The organism is Pseudomonas sp. R3-18-08, from assembly GCF_003852065.1.
Classification (GTDB): Bacteria; Pseudomonadota; Gammaproteobacteria; order Pseudomonadales; family Pseudomonadaceae; genus Aquipseudomonas.
The window spans coordinates 1,016,908-1,030,677 of the sequence record NZ_CP027729.1; the positions used below are offsets into that span (position 1 = coordinate 1,016,908).

Annotated in this window: 11 protein-coding genes; 9 read left to right on the plus strand and 2 right to left on the minus strand. The window is 61.6% G+C overall.

What is annotated here, in order from left to right; translation table 11 throughout:
• Nucleotides 1-13: 13 nt before the first annotated feature.
• Nucleotides 14-301: an Asp-tRNA(Asn)/Glu-tRNA(Gln) amidotransferase subunit GatC gene (gene gatC, locus C4J92_RS04560; protein ID WP_005784804.1), complete on the minus strand. Its 288-nt coding sequence runs from the start codon at nucleotides 299-301 to the stop codon at nucleotides 14-16.
• 210 nt (nucleotides 302-511) lie between these two features.
• On the opposite strand from gatC, the gene mreB reads away from it, so the two are divergent.
• The 8 genes from mreB (at nucleotide 512) to tldD (ending at nucleotide 11,695) form a co-directional block, all read left to right on the plus strand.
• Complete coding sequence (mreB, locus tag C4J92_RS04565) at nucleotides 512-1,549, plus strand: rod shape-determining protein MreB (protein ID WP_002555108.1); 1,038 nt, start codon at nucleotides 512-514, stop codon at nucleotides 1,547-1,549.
• Nucleotides 1,550-1,688: 139 nt separating this feature from the next.
• Nucleotides 1,689-2,783, plus strand: coding sequence for a rod shape-determining protein MreC (mreC, locus tag C4J92_RS04570; protein ID WP_124365830.1), 1,095 nt, complete (start codon nucleotides 1,689-1,691; stop codon nucleotides 2,781-2,783).
• Nucleotides 2,783-3,271, plus strand: a complete 489-nt coding sequence (mreD, locus tag C4J92_RS04575; RefSeq protein ID WP_124361299.1) for a rod shape-determining protein MreD — start codon at nucleotides 2,783-2,785, stop codon at nucleotides 3,269-3,271. Before mreC ends, mreD begins: the two co-directional genes overlap by 1 nt.
• Before the next feature lie 50 nt (nucleotides 3,272-3,321).
• On the plus strand, nucleotides 3,322-3,918 hold the full coding sequence (locus C4J92_RS04580) for a nucleoside triphosphate pyrophosphatase (protein ID WP_124403085.1): 597 nt from the start codon (nucleotides 3,322-3,324) through the stop codon (nucleotides 3,916-3,918).
• Between the two features lie 71 nt (nucleotides 3,919-3,989).
• Complete coding sequence (gene rng / locus C4J92_RS04585; protein ID WP_124361301.1) at nucleotides 3,990-5,447, plus strand: ribonuclease G; 1,458 nt, start codon at nucleotides 3,990-3,992, stop codon at nucleotides 5,445-5,447.
• 76 nt (nucleotides 5,448-5,523) lie between these two features.
• The gene (locus tag C4J92_RS04590; protein WP_124403086.1) at nucleotides 5,524-9,339 is read left to right on the plus strand and encodes a YhdP family protein; all 3,816 of its coding nucleotides are present in this window, start codon (nucleotides 5,524-5,526) and stop codon (nucleotides 9,337-9,339) included.
• Between the two features lie 48 nt (nucleotides 9,340-9,387).
• Nucleotides 9,388-10,236, plus strand: coding sequence for a carbon-nitrogen hydrolase family protein (locus C4J92_RS04595; protein ID WP_124403087.1), 849 nt, complete (start codon nucleotides 9,388-9,390; stop codon nucleotides 10,234-10,236).
• 16 nt (nucleotides 10,237-10,252) lie between these two features.
• On the plus strand, nucleotides 10,253-11,695 hold the full coding sequence (gene tldD / locus C4J92_RS04600) for a metalloprotease TldD (protein ID WP_124361304.1): 1,443 nt from the start codon (nucleotides 10,253-10,255) through the stop codon (nucleotides 11,693-11,695).
• Between the two features lie 45 nt (nucleotides 11,696-11,740).
• Here the strand turns inward: tldD and yjgA are convergent, their stop codons facing one another.
• Nucleotides 11,741-12,262: a ribosome biogenesis factor YjgA gene (yjgA, locus tag C4J92_RS04605; protein ID WP_124361305.1), complete on the minus strand. Its 522-nt coding sequence runs from the start codon at nucleotides 12,260-12,262 to the stop codon at nucleotides 11,741-11,743.
• Nucleotides 12,263-12,370: 108 nt separating this feature from the next.
• On the opposite strand from yjgA, the gene pmbA reads away from it, so the two are divergent.
• Nucleotides 12,371-13,717, plus strand: coding sequence for a metalloprotease PmbA (gene pmbA / locus C4J92_RS04610; protein WP_124403088.1), 1,347 nt, complete (start codon nucleotides 12,371-12,373; stop codon nucleotides 13,715-13,717).
• Nucleotides 13,718-13,770: the final 53 nt, after the last annotated feature.

Here is a 13,770-nt window from a genome sequence, read left to right on the forward strand (position 1 = left end):
AGGCTCTTTCCCTTTAGTCGATGACTTTCGGAACCAGGTACAGGCCGTTTTCGACCGCTGGCGCGATGGACTGGTAGGCCTCGCGGTTATTGCGCTCGGTCACGACGTCTGCGCGCAGGCGCTGACTGGCTTCCAGCGGGTGAGCCAGGGGCTCGATGCCGTCGGTGTCGACGGCCTGCATTTGGTCAACCAGCCCGAGAATGCTGTTCAGGGCTGCGGTGGTCTGTGGAAGATCGGCGTCATTGAGGCCAAGCGAGGCCAGATGCGCGATTTTTTCCACGTCGGAGCGTTCAAGCGCCATGGGATTCTCCAGTGGAAAACAGAACGGAAGGCGTCCGTGTGTTAGATTGTCGGAACACTACCGCATTTCTACGGTCATAAGGCCGCGATTGTGGGGGTTGGTGCACAGAAAGTCGGCCAATTTAGCACATTGGCGCCTTGCCCAAAATCCCTGTCGTTGTTAGAGTTTGCCGCACTTTTTTACCCACGCGTTGCCTAGGGTCCCTTTCCCATGTTCAAGAAACTGCGTGGCATGTTTTCCAGCGATCTTTCCATTGACCTGGGCACTGCCAACACCCTTATTTACGTGCGCGAGCGCGGTATCGTCCTGAATGAGCCATCGGTTGTGGCCATTCGGACCCATGGTAATCAGAAAAGTGTCGTTGCCGTTGGCACCGAGGCCAAGCGGATGCTCGGCCGAACACCAGGCAATATTGCTGCCATTCGTCCGATGAAAGACGGCGTGATCGCCGATTTCAGTGTCTGCGAGAAGATGCTGCAGTACTTCATCAACAAGGTTCACGAAAACAGTTTCCTGCAGCCCAGCCCTCGTGTGCTGATCTGCGTCCCGTGCAAGTCCACCCAGGTGGAGCGTCGTGCCATCCGTGAATCGGCCCTTGGTGCCGGTGCCCGCGAAGTGTTCCTGATCGAAGAGCCGATGGCCGCCGCAATCGGCGCCGGCCTGCCGGTTGAAGAAGCGCGCGGTTCGATGGTGGTGGATATCGGTGGTGGTACCACCGAGATCGCCCTGATTTCCCTGAACGGTGTGGTGTATGCCGAATCCGTGCGTGTCGGCGGCGACCGCTTCGACGAAGCGATCATCACCTATGTGCGTCGTAACTACGGCAGCCTGATCGGCGAATCCACCGCCGAGCGCATCAAGCAGGAAATCGGCACCGCTTACCCGGGCGGCGAAGTTCGCGAAGTCGATGTTCGCGGCCGCAACCTGGCCGAAGGCGTGCCACGTGCGTTCACCCTGAACTCCAATGAAGTGCTGGAGGCTCTGCAAGAGTCCCTGGCCACCATCGTTCAGGCGGTGAAGAGCGCCCTGGAGCAGTCGCCGCCGGAGCTGGCTTCCGATATCGCCGAGCGTGGCCTGGTACTGACCGGTGGTGGCGCCTTGCTGCGCGACCTCGACAAGTTGCTGGCCCAGGAAACCGGCCTGCCGGTGATCGTCGCCGAGGACCCGCTGACCTGCGTGGCTCGCGGCGGTGGTCGTGCACTGGAAATGATGGATAAACACACCATGGACCTGCTCTCCAGCGAATAAGCTTGCCTGGATGGTTCATGCTCGGCCGGCAGGCAGCACTTTGCAGTGCTGCCTGCTGGCGTTTATCTTCTTCAATCTGCATCCAGGCCGGTTTGATGCCGTATGAATAAAGAGAACATTTGCCTGGGAGGAGCGGCCTATTAAACCGCTCTTCGCCAAAGGCCCCTCATTGGGCGTGCGCTTGTTGGTGCTGACCGTGCTTTCGGTCGCGCTGATGGTGGTCGACGCCCGTTTTGCGCTGCTCAAGCCTGTGCGTAGCCAGATGTCGCTGGTGTTGATGCAGACTTACTGGATCACCGACCTGCCGCAACGTCTCTACCAGGGCGTGGCCAGCCAATTCGGCAGCCGCACCGAGCTGATTGCCGAAAACGAAAAACTCAAGACCGAAAACCTGCTGTTGCAGGGCCGCATGCAAAAGCTCGCGGCCCTTACCGAGCAGAACGTGCGGCTGCGCGAGTTGCTCAACTCTTCGGCATTGGTCAACGAAAAGGTCGAAGTGGCCGAGTTGATCGGCATGGACCCCAATCCCTTTACCCATCGCATCATCATCAACAAGGGTGAGCGCGACGGCGTGGTCCTCGGCCAGCCGGTGCTCGATGCCCGTGGCCTGATGGGCCAGGTGGTTGAACTGATGCCCTACACCTCGCGCGTCTTGCTGCTGACCGACACCACCCACAGCATTCCGGTGCAGGTCAATCGCAACGGCTTGCGCGCGATTGCCAGCGGCACCGGTAACCCGGAACGCCTGGAGTTGCGGCACGTGGCCGATACCGCCGACATCAAGGAAGGCGACCTGCTGGTCAGCTCCGGCCTGGGTCAGCGTTTCCCGGCGGGCTACCCGGTGGCGACGGTCAAGGAGGTCATCCACGATTCCGGCCAGCCGTTTGCCATTGTGCGTGCCGTACCGACCGCCGCGCTGAACCGCAGCCGCTATCTGTTGCTGGTGTTCAGCGATAACCGCACCCCGGAAGAGCGTGCCAATGACGCCGCGCAGGCCCAGGAAGCGGAAGACAAGCAGAACGGCACCGCGCCTGTGATTCCCGCCACCGTGCCGAAACCGGCGTTCGTGGGGCCACCGGCGCCTGCGGTCGTACCCGCAACCGCAGCGCCTGTTGCCACACCGGCCAAGCCGGCTGCACACAGTGCACGCCCGGCGAAACCGGCGGCGACCACCGCGCCTGCCGCCAGGCCTGCGACAACCGCCCCGGCCACCACGCGGCAGAGGGAGGAATAATGGCCAGTACTCATTCGCGCAACGGCTGGATTGTCTGGCTGACCTTCGCCATCGGCTTGTTGCTCAGTGTTTCACCGCTGCCGCAATTCATGGAAATCCTGCGCCCGCTGTGGCTGGCGCTGCTGCTGGCATTCTGGTCGTTGAACCTGCCGCACAAGGTAGGCATGGTCACGGCGATGTGCCTGGGCTTGGCGGAAGATGTGCTCTATGGCACCTTGCTCGGCCAGAATGCGTTGATCCTCACCCTGATCACCTTCCTGGTGCTGTCGTTGCAGCAGCGCTTGCGCATGTTCCCGATGTGGCAGCAGTGCCTGGTGATCCTGGTGATCTTCGGCCTGGCGCAGTTGGTTCAGCTCTGGCTCAGCGCCCTGACCGGCAATCGCCAGCCTACTCTCGCGCTGGTATTGCCGGCCCTGGTCAGTGCATTGCTATGGCCTTGGGTCAGCTTCGGCCTGCGCGGGCTACGTCGTCGCTACAAAATCAATTGACGGATTGCGAGGCTCTGCCTGGTTACCGAACCCTACAGGGAGAGTCTGCAATGAATGTGCTTTATCTGGCCTCGGGTTCCCCGCGGCGACGTGAGTTGTTGACCCAGATCGGTGTGCCTTTCACCGTGGTCAGCGCCGCCATCGATGAAACGCCTCTTATTGACGAAACCCCCGTCGCCTATGTCGAGCGCCTGGCTCGCAGCAAGGCAGCGGCGGGTCTGGCTGTGCTCGAGCACAGCGCAGGCATCTGCGTGTTGGGTGCCGATACCGCCGTGATCGTGGATGGCAAGATTCTTGGCAAGCCGGTGGATCAGACCGATGCCTTGGCAATGTTGATGGCCTTGGCGGGGCGCGAGCATGAAGTCCTCACGGCTATCGCCGTTACCGACGGCCAGCGCTGTGAAACCCGATGTGTAAGCAGTCGCGTGGGGTTTCGTGAGATTTCTGTCCAGGAGGCTACGACCTACTGGCACAGTGGCGAACCCCAGGACAAAGCCGGCGGCTATGCTATCCAGGGGCTGGGCTCGGTGTTCGTGAGCGGACTCAATGGCAGCTATTCCGCCGTAGTCGGCCTGCCGGTGTGCGAAACCGCGCAACTGCTCGGCCAATTCGGCATACCCTGTTGGCAAAACCTTACCGCGCGCTGAACGCCTCTACTTGCGCGCCAAGCCATAAGCGATCGGTCACTATTGTGAAAACGCCTGAACGAGACCCAGCCATGAGTGAAGAGATTCTGATCAATATCACGCCGATGGAATCGCGCGTGGCGGTGGTAGAGAACGGTGTTCTGCAAGAAGTGCATGTGGAGCGCACCCAGAAGCGCGGGATCGTCGGCAATATCTATAAAGGTAAGGTGGTGCGCGTATTGCCGGGCATGCAGGCGGCGTTCGTCGACATCGGCCTGGACCGCGCCGCCTTCATTCATGCTTCGGAAATCTCCCTGCGTGAAGGCCCGGCGGTGGAAAGTATCAGCGCCCTGGTGCACGAAGGGCAGAGCCTGGTGGTGCAGGTCACCAAGGACCCCATCGGTTCCAAGGGCGCCCGGCTGACTACCCAACTGTCGATTCCGTCGCGGTACCTGGTGTATATGCCGCGCACGGCCCATGTCGGTATTTCCCTCAAGATTGAGGATGAGGCCGAACGCGAGCGCCTGAAGAAGGTGGTCAGCGACTGTGTAGCTGCCGAGGGCATCAAGGAAGCCGGTGGTTTTATCCTGCGTACCGCCGCCGAGGGGGCGGGCGCCGATGAAATCCTGATGGATATCCGCTACCTGCGACGTCTGTGGGACCAGATCGCGGCGCAGATTCAGACCATTGGCGCGCCAAGCGTCATCTATGAAGACCTCGGCCTGGCGTTGCGTACCTTGCGCGATCTGGTCAGCCCGAAAATTGAGAAAATTCGCATCGACTCGCGGGAAACCTTCCAGCGCACCACGCAATTTGTCGCTGAGCTGATGCCGGAAATTGCCGACCGCCTCGAGCATTATCCGGGCGAGCGACCGATCTTCGACCTGTATGGCGTCGAAGACGAAATCCAGAAAGCCCTGGAGCGCAAGGTCCCGCTCAAGTCCGGTGGCTACCTGGTGGTGGACCCGGCAGAAGCCATGACCACCATTGACGTCAACACGGGCGCGTTCGTGGGGCACCGCAACCTCGAAGAGACCATCTTCAAGACCAACCTCGAAGCTGCCACGGCGATTGCGCGCCAACTGCGCCTGCGTAACCTGGGCGGCATCATCATCATCGACTTCATCGACATGGAGGACGCAGAGCACCAACGCCAGGTACTGCGCACCCTCGAAAAACAGCTGGAGCGCGATCACGCCAAGACCAACATCATCGGCATCACTGAGCTGGGCCTGGTGCAGATGACCCGCAAGCGCACCCGCGAGAGCCTTGAGCAAGTGCTGTGCGAACCCTGCAGCAGTTGCCAGGGCCGGGGTAAATTGAAAACCCCGGAAACGGTCTGCTACGAAATTTTCCGTGAAATCCTACGGGAGGCACGCGCCTATCAGGCTGAAGGTTATAGAGTGCTCGCCAACCAGAAAGTGGTCGACCGCCTGCTCGACGAAGAGTCGGGCAACGTCGCCGAACTGGAGGGGTTTATCGGGCGCACTATTCGTTTTCAGGTCGAAACCATGTATTCCCAGGAACAATACGACGTGGTGCTGCTCTGATCCCCATTCGTTTTTCTTTTCCGAGACCGACAGGCAATGATCTGTCGTCCGACTACCGCTTTGAGGGTCGCCTGACATGGAGCGTCTGATACGCTTTTTTGCCGCTTTGACCCGTTGGGGGCTGGGCCTGTGTGCCTTGCTGCTGGTATTGGCTGCGGTGTACGTGAGCCTGGGGCGTGAATTGACCCCGCTGGTGGCCGAATACCGCGCTGAAGTCGAAACCAAGGCCCAGGCTGCGGTGCAGATGCCGGTGCATATCGGTAGCCTCGAAGGACGCTGGAGCGGCTTTGCGCCGATCTTGCTGGCCCACGACGTGATGGTCGGCGAGGGAAGCAGCGCGTTGCGCCTGGACCAGGTCGAGGTGGTGCCCGACCTCTGGGCCAGCCTGATGGCCCGTGAAGTGCGCATCGCCCATCTGCAAGTCAGCGGCGTGCAGCTGAGCGTCAAGGAAGACCAGGACGGGCGCTGGACGCTGCAGGGCTTGCCGTTACAAGACAGCCCGTCACTGGACCCGCAACAACTGCTCACCCGTATGCAAATGGTCAAGCGCGTCTCCGTGCTCGACAGCCAGGTGACCTTGCAACCGTTCGACCGGGCGCCGGTGACCGTGACGTATGTAGGCCTGAGCCTGCACACCGGCATGGCCCGGCAACGCCTGGACGCGCGCCTGACGTTACCCGACGGCCAACCGCTCGCCCTGAGCCTGCGCAGCCGTATACGCGCCAGCCAATGGAAAGACGCCGAGGTCGAGGCCTACCTGAGCCTGCCTCAAAGCGACTGGGCCAAGTGGATTCCGTCCCGACTGACCCAAGAATGGAAGCTCACCCAGCTCAAGGCCGGCGGTGAGTTCTGGCTCAACTGGGCCAACGGCACCGTGCAAAGCGCGGTGGTGCGCCTCAATTCGCCGCAGGTAAAGGGCAGCTATGCCGAGCGTCAGCCGGTGCATATCGAAAACCTGGCCCTGACCGCGTATGTGCAACGCAGCGACAGCGGCCTCAAGGTGCTGTTGGATTCGCTGGCGATGAACATCGGCGAAACCCGTTGGGAATCGCGCATGCAACTGCAGCAGAGCCTGGCCACTGATAAAACCCAGGAAGAGTGGAAACTCCAGGCCGATCGGCTCGACCTGACCCCCATCACGCCATTGCTCAATGCCCTGGCGCCGCTGCCGGAAGGGTTCGCCAAGGCCGTCGAGCACCTGAAAGCCACCGGCCTGTTGCGCAATGTGCTGGTGGACTTCCGCCCCCAGGACACCACTGATCAAAAAGTCAGTTTTGCTGCCAACCTCGAGCGTGTCGGTTTTGACGCGTACTTCGGCGCGCCGGCTGCGCGCAACGTGTCCGGCAGCATCAGCGGCGACCTGGGCCATGGCGAGTTGCGCATGGACAGCAAGGACTTCTCCCTGCACCTGTTCCCGATCTTCGCCAAGCCATGGCAATACATCCAGGCCAATGCGCGCCTGACCTGGACGTTGAACAAGCAGGGCTTCACCCTGATTGCGCCGTATATCAAGGTGTTGGGGGAGGAAGGCAAGGTCGCGGCGGATTTCCTGATTCGCCTGCATTTCGACCATAGCCAGGAGGACTACATGGACCTGCGGGTCGGCATGGTCGATGGCGATGGTCGTTTTACCCCCAAATATTTACCGGCAGTGCTGAGTCCGGCGCTGGATGAATGGTTGCGCACGGCGATCCTCAAAGGCGCGGTAGACGAAGGTTTTTTCCAGTACCAGGGCTCCCTGAGCCACAACGCATTGCCGGCTTCGCGCAATATCAGCCTGTTCTTCAAGGTGCATGATGCCGAGCTGGCCTTCCAGCCGGGTTGGCCCCATGTGAACAAGGTCAATGGTGAGGTGTTCGTCGAGGAGAGCGGCGTGCGTATCCTGGCGAGCAAGGGCCAACTGCTCGATACCCAGGTCAAGGACGTCTACGTCAATATCCCCCACGCGCCGGCCGGCAAGGACAGCCACCTGCTGCTCACCGGCGGATTTTCCGGTGGTTTGGGCGACGGTTTGAAAATCCTCCAGGAAGCTCCCATCGGCACCGCATCCACCTTTGCGGGCTGGAAGGGCGAGGGCAACCTGCAAGGCAGTCTGGACCTGGACGTGCCCCTGGCCAAGGGCACCGAGCCTAAGATCGTGGTCGACTTCAAGACCGACAAGGCGCGCCTGCAACTGGCGGAGCCCACCCTGGACCTGACCCAGCTCAAGGGTGACTTCCGTTTCGACAGCGCCAAGGGCCTGAGCGGCCAGAATATTTCGGCCCAGGCGTTCGACCGTCCGATCACCGCGCAGATTTTTGCCGAGGGCACACCCGGCAATATCAACACCCGCGTTACCGCCAAGGGGCAGGTGACGGTCAAGCGGCTCACCGACTGGTTGAAAATCAGCCAGCCGCTGCCGGTCTCCGGCGATATTCCGTACCAGTTGCAGGTGATCCTGGACGGCGCGGACAGCCAGTTGATGGTCAACTCCAACCTCAAGGGCGTCGCGGTGGACCTGCCGGCGCCGTTTGGCATGCCGGCGAGCCAGGGCCGTGACAGCACGTTCCGCATGACCTTGCAGGGCGATGAACGGCGTTACTGGTTTGACTACGGTGAGCTGGCGAACTTCACGTTTGCGGCACCGCCGGACAACTTCAATGAGGGCCGCGGCGAATTGTTCCTCGGCGATGGCGACGCGGTGTTGCCCGGCGCCAAGGGCCTGCGCATTCGCGGGGTGCTTTCGGAGCTGGACATCGACCCGTGGAAACAACTCGCCAACCGCTACGCCGGTAACGATCCGGGCGGCAATGCCAAGCAACTGCTCAGTGGCGCTGATTTCAAGGTAGGCAAGCTGACTGGGTTTGGTACTCAGTTCGATCAGGTCAAACTGCAACTGGATCGCAAGCCCGTGGCCTGGGGCCTGCAGTTCGACAGCCAGCAAGCCAAGGGCACGGTCAACCTGCCGGACGCGAAGGGCGCACCTATCGCAATCAATCTGCAGTACGTGAAGCTGCCTGCGGTCGACCCGACCGTACAGGCGGACGAGAACGCGCCGGACCCGTTGGCCGATATCGATCCCAAGGATATTCCGGCATTGGATATCGCCATCGATCAACTCTTCCAGGGCCCGGACCTGGTGGGCGCGTGGTCGCTGAAAGTCCGGCCGACCGCCAAGGGCCTGGCCTTCAACAGCCTGGACCTGGGCCTCAAGGGCATGCAACTCAACGGCGCCGGTGGTTGGGAAGGCGCGCCGGGGGCCAGCAGCAGTTGGTACAAGGGGCGATTGGACGGCAAGAACATTGCCGACGTGCTCAAAGGCTGGGGCTTCGCGCCCACGGTAACCAGCGAGGACTTCCACCTGGACGTGGATGGCCGCTGGCCCGGTTCGCCCGCCTGGGTTGGGCCCAAGCGGTTCTCCGGTAGCCTGGACGCAGCGTTCCGTAAAGGCCAGTTCGTGGAAGTGGAAGGTGGCGCCCAGGCACTGCGGGTGTTCGGCCTGCTTAACTTCAACTCCATCGGCCGTCGTTTGCGCCTGGACTTCTCCGACTTGCTCGGCAAGGGCCTGAGCTATGACCGGGTCAAGGGCTTGCTGGCGGCCAGTAACGGCGTGTTCGTGACCCGTGAGCCCATCACCATGACCGGGCCGTCCACCAACCTTGAGCTGAACGGCACCCTGGATCTGGTGGCGGATCGCGTCGATGCCAAGTTGCTGGTGACGCTGCCGGTCACCAACAACCTGCCTATCGCGGCGTTGATTGTCGGCGCGCCGGCCATTGGCGGCGCATTGTTTCTGATCGACAAGCTGATCGGCGACCGGGTATCGCGCTTCGCCAGCGTGCAGTACACCGTGCAAGGCCCGTGGAAAGACCCGAAAATCACCTTCGACAAGCCATTTGAAAAGCCAAACTGAGAGGCTGTGGAGTAGCATGGCCCCATGCCCTTTACGGAGTGTCGGCCCATGTCCTTTGCGGTAATTCAAATGGTCAGCCAGAGTGACGTGCTGGCGAACCTGGCCCAGGCACGCCGCCTGCTGGAACGCGCGGCGGCGGATGGCGCCAGGCTTGCGGTACTGCCGGAGAACTTTGCCGCCATGGGCCGCCGTGACATGGCTGACATTGGTCGGGCCGAGGCCCTGGGTGAAGGCCCGATCCTGCCATGGTTGAAACAGGCCGCCCGCGACCTCACCTTATGGATAGTGGCCGGCACACTACCGTTGCCACCCAAGGACCAACCGAACGCCAAGCCCAACGCCTGTTCGCTGTTGATCGACGACTGCGGTGAAATCGTCGCCCGTTACGACAAGCTGCATTTGTTCGATGTGGATGTGGCGGATGCCCGGGGTCGTTATCGCGAATCCGACGACTATGCTTTCGGAAGCAACGTGGTGGTGGCGGATACGCCGGTGGGGCGCCTGGGGCTGACGGTGTGCTATGACCTGCGCTTCCCCGAGCTGTACAGTGAGTTGCGCGCGGCGGGTGCTGAGTTGATCAGCGCGCCCTCGGCGTTTACGGCGGTGACCGGGGCCGCGCATTGGGATGTGCTGATTCGTGCACGGGCCATCGAAACCCAGTGTTACCTGCTCGCGGCTGCCCAGGGCGGTGTGCACCCGGGGCCACGGGAAACCCACGGGCACGCGGCGATTGTCGACCCCTGGGGGCGGGTGTTGGTCCAACAGGATCAAGGCGAAGCGGTGTTGGTGGCCGAACGCGACAGCAATGAACAGGCGTCGATACGGGCGCGCATGCCGGTGGTCAATCACCGGCGCTTTTTCTCGCAGGGCGCACAGCGACCTGCTTCAGAACGATGAATTTAAGGCCAAACCTATGAGCGAGTTGTTGTCCTCAGTCAGTGAACATCTCCTGGCACCCGGTGGCGTGACCATCGAAAGTCTGCAAACCGTGCTGGGCGATCTGGCCGGACCCGGCATCGACGCGGCCGACCTGTATTTCCAGGGGCAGATTTCCGAATCCTGGGCGTTGGAAGACGGCATCGTCAAGGAAGGCAGTTTCAACCTTGACCAGGGTGTAGGCGTTCGCGCGCAATCCGGGGAAAAAACCGGCTTTGCCTACAGCAACGCCATTACGTTGGAGGCCCTGGGCCTGGCTGCGCGTGCGGCGCGTTCGATTTCCCGCGCCGGCCAGAACGGCACGGTGCAGGCGTTCAGCACCCAGGACGTGGCGCAGTTGTACGCGCCGGATAATCCGTTGGAAGTGATCAGCCGTGCGGAGAAGGTCGAGTTGCTCAAACGAGTCGACGCGGCGACCCGCGCCCTGGACCCGCGCATCCAGCAGGTCACCGTGAGCATGGCCGGCGTGTGGGAGCGCATCCTCGTCGCGTCTACCGACGGCGGGCTGGCGGCCGATGTGCGGCCACTGGTGCGTTTTAACGTGAGTGTGATCGTCGAGCAGAACGGCCGCCGCGAGCGCGGCGGCCATGGCGGTGGCGGGCGCACCGATTACCGTTATTTCCTCGCCGAGGACCGCGCCATGGGTTATGCCCGTGAAGCCTTGCGCCAGGCACTGGTCAACCTGGAAGCGATTCCGGCGCCGGCCGGTACCTTGCCCGTGGTGCTGGGTTCGGGTTGGTCCGGTGTGCTGCTGCACGAAGCCGTGGGCCATGGGCTGGAAGGCGACTTCAACCGCAAGGGCAGTTCCGCCTATAGCGGGCGTATGGGCGAGATGGTCGCTTCCAAGCTGTGCACCATTGTCGATGACGGTACCTTGGCCGGTCGCCGGGGTTCGTTGAGTGTGGATGACGAGGGCACGCCCACGGAGTGCACCACCCTGATCGAAAACGGCGTACTCAAGGGCTATATGCAAGACAAGCTCAACGCCCGCCTGATGGGCGTGGCGCGCACTGGTAACGGTCGCCGCGAATCCTATGCCCACCTGCCTATGCCACGCATGACCAACACCTACATGCTCGGTGGCCAAAGCGATCCGGCAGAAATCATTGCTTCGGTGAAGCGCGGCATCTACTGCGCCAACCTCGGCGGCGGGCAGGTGGATATCACCAGCGGCAAGTTCGTGTTTTCCACCAGCGAGGCGTACTTGATCGAAGACGGCAAGATTACCGCGCCGGTCAAGGGAGCCACATTGATTGGTAATGGGCCGGAGGCGATGAGCAAGGTGTCGATGGTCGGTAACGACCTGTCGCTGGACAGCGGCGTGGGCACGTGCGGAAAGGATGGGCAGTCGGTGCCGGTGGGCGTGGGCCAGCCAACCTTGAAAATCGATGCGATCACCGTGGGTGGCACGGGCTCGTAAGCCCGCAAGCTTCGGGTGGCGAAGGTCGCCACCCGGGGAAGAGGATCAACGCAGGCCGCGTTGAGTCTCGTCCAGCTCACGGATGTATTTGAAGATTTTACGGCTGGTGGCCGGCGCCTTGTTATGCGCCATTTCATGTTGGGCTTGACGGATCAGGGAGCGCAATTGCTGGCGGTCCGCTTCCGGATAGTCCAATACGAATTTCTCCAGCACGGCGTCATCGCCCTCGATCAGGCGGTCACGCCAACGCTCCAGGTTATGGAAGCGTTCGTTGTACTGGCGAGTGGAGGCATCGGTTTGATCGAGCAAGGCCAGAATGGCGTCAGTATCCTGATCGCGCATCAGCTTGCCGATAAACATGATGTGCCGTTTGCGCGCGATATTCGCGGTGTGCTTAGGCGCATCGGCCAAGGCCCGACGCATTTCGTCGGTCAGTGGCAGTTTTGCAATCAAGTCCTTTTTGAGCGTTGTAAGGCGCTCGCCAAGGTCAACCAGAGCATGCAGCTCACGTTTGACCTGGGTTTTGCTTTTCTCCCCATCGAGGGAGTCGTCGTAAGAATCAACCATGGTGGCAGTCCGCAAAGAAACGCCGCCATGATAACCAGTCGGGGGCCGCTTGTCCGGCCCGGTCGCTCGATGGCCTTAACCGAGAGCAGAATTTGAGTGGAGAAAACCATGAGTGCAGCCCAAAGCGTCGGTCCGCAAGCGTTACCGGCACTGCAGGAACAAGTCGAGCAGATCCTTGCCGAAGCCAAGCGCCAGGGGGCCAGCGCCTGTGAGGTAGCGGTGTCGCTGGAGCAGGGACTGTCGACTTCGGTGCGTCAGCGGGAAGTGGAGACCGTAGAATTCAATCGCGACCAGGGGTTTGGGATTACCTTGTATGTGGGCCAGCGCAAAGGCTCGGCCAGTACCTCGGCCAGCGGCCCCGAGGCGATCCGCGAGACCGTTGCCGCCGCGTTGGCAATCGCCAAGCACACCTCCGAGGATGAAAGCTCAGGCTTGGCCGACAAAGCGCTGATGGCCAAGGACCTGCAGGATTTCGACCTGTTCCACGCCTGGGATATCACGCCTGAGCAAGCCATCGAACAGGCGCTGACCTGCGAAGCGGCTGCGTTCGACGCCGATGCGCGCATCAAGAACGCCGACGGCACCACGCTGAGTACTCACCAGGGCTGCCGTGTCTACGGTAACAGCCATGGCTTTATTGGTGGCTATGCGTCCACGCGCCACAGCCTGAGTTGCGTCATGATCGCCGAAGCCGACGGCCAGATGCAGCGTGATTACTGGTACGACGTGAGCCGCCAAGGCGAGTTGCTGGCCGACCCGGTCAGCATTGGTCAGCGTGCGGCGCAGCGTGCAGCCAGTCGTTTGGGCGCACGCCCGGTGCCCACGTGCGAGGTGCCGGTACTGTTTTCCGCCGAATTGGCCGGTGGTTTGTTCGGTAGTTTTCTTGGGGCGATTTCCGGCGGCAACCTGTATCGCAAATCTTCATTCCTCGAAGGCGCGATCGGCCAGAAGCTGTTCCCGGAGTGGTTGACCATTGATGAGCGCCCGCACCTGATGCGCGCCATGGGCAGCGCCTCGTTCGACGGCGACGGCCTGGCCACGTATGCCAAGCCGTTCGTTGAGAAGGGCGAGCTGGTGTCTTATGTATTGGGCACCTACGCTGGACGCAAGCTTGGCCTGCCAAGCACCGCCAACTCCGGCGGCGTTCACAACCTGTTCGTGACCCATGGCGATGAAGACCAGGCGGCGCTGTTGCGTCGCATGGGGCGCGGCCTGCTGGTGACCGAATTGATGGGCCAAGGGCTGAACATGGTGACGGGTGACTATTCCCGTGGCGCGGCGGGGTTCTGGGTGGAAAACGGTGAGATTCAGTTCGCCGTCCAGGAAGTGACGATCGCCGGGAACATGCGCGATATGTTCAAGCAGATCGTGGCCGTGGGTAACGACCTGGAATTGCGCAGTAATATCCGCACGGGCTCCGTGTTGATCGAACGGATGACAGTCGCCGGTAGCTGACCTGCGACGTTTCACCAAAAAGGCGCGCCATATCGATGATGGCGCGCCTTTTT

What these genes read in the sequence shown, in the direction of transcription:
- tldD (WP_124361304.1), top strand. Translation starts at nt 10,253, where the DNA reads ATGAGCGAGTTGTTGTCCTCAGTCAGTGAACATCTCCTGGCACCCGGT.
- gatC (WP_005784804.1), bottom strand. Translation starts at nt 301, where the DNA reads ATGGCGCTTGAACGCTCCGACGTGGAAAAAATCGCGCATCTGGCCTCG.
- C4J92_RS04595 (WP_124403087.1), top strand. Translation starts at nt 9,388, where the DNA reads ATGTCCTTTGCGGTAATTCAAATGGTCAGCCAGAGTGACGTGCTGGCG.
- yjgA (WP_124361305.1), bottom strand. Translation starts at nt 12,262, where the DNA reads ATGGTTGATTCTTACGACGACTCCCTCGATGGGGAGAAAAGCAAAACC.
- C4J92_RS04580 (WP_124403085.1), top strand. Translation starts at nt 3,322, where the DNA reads ATGAATGTGCTTTATCTGGCCTCGGGTTCCCCGCGGCGACGTGAGTTG.
- C4J92_RS04590 (WP_124403086.1), top strand. Translation starts at nt 5,524, where the DNA reads ATGGAGCGTCTGATACGCTTTTTTGCCGCTTTGACCCGTTGGGGGCTG.
- rng (WP_124361301.1), top strand. Translation starts at nt 3,990, where the DNA reads ATGAGTGAAGAGATTCTGATCAATATCACGCCGATGGAATCGCGCGTG.
- mreB (WP_002555108.1), top strand. Translation starts at nt 512, where the DNA reads ATGTTCAAGAAACTGCGTGGCATGTTTTCCAGCGATCTTTCCATTGAC.
- pmbA (WP_124403088.1), top strand. Translation starts at nt 12,371, where the DNA reads ATGAGTGCAGCCCAAAGCGTCGGTCCGCAAGCGTTACCGGCACTGCAG.
- mreD (WP_124361299.1), top strand. Translation starts at nt 2,783, where the DNA reads ATGGCCAGTACTCATTCGCGCAACGGCTGGATTGTCTGGCTGACCTTC.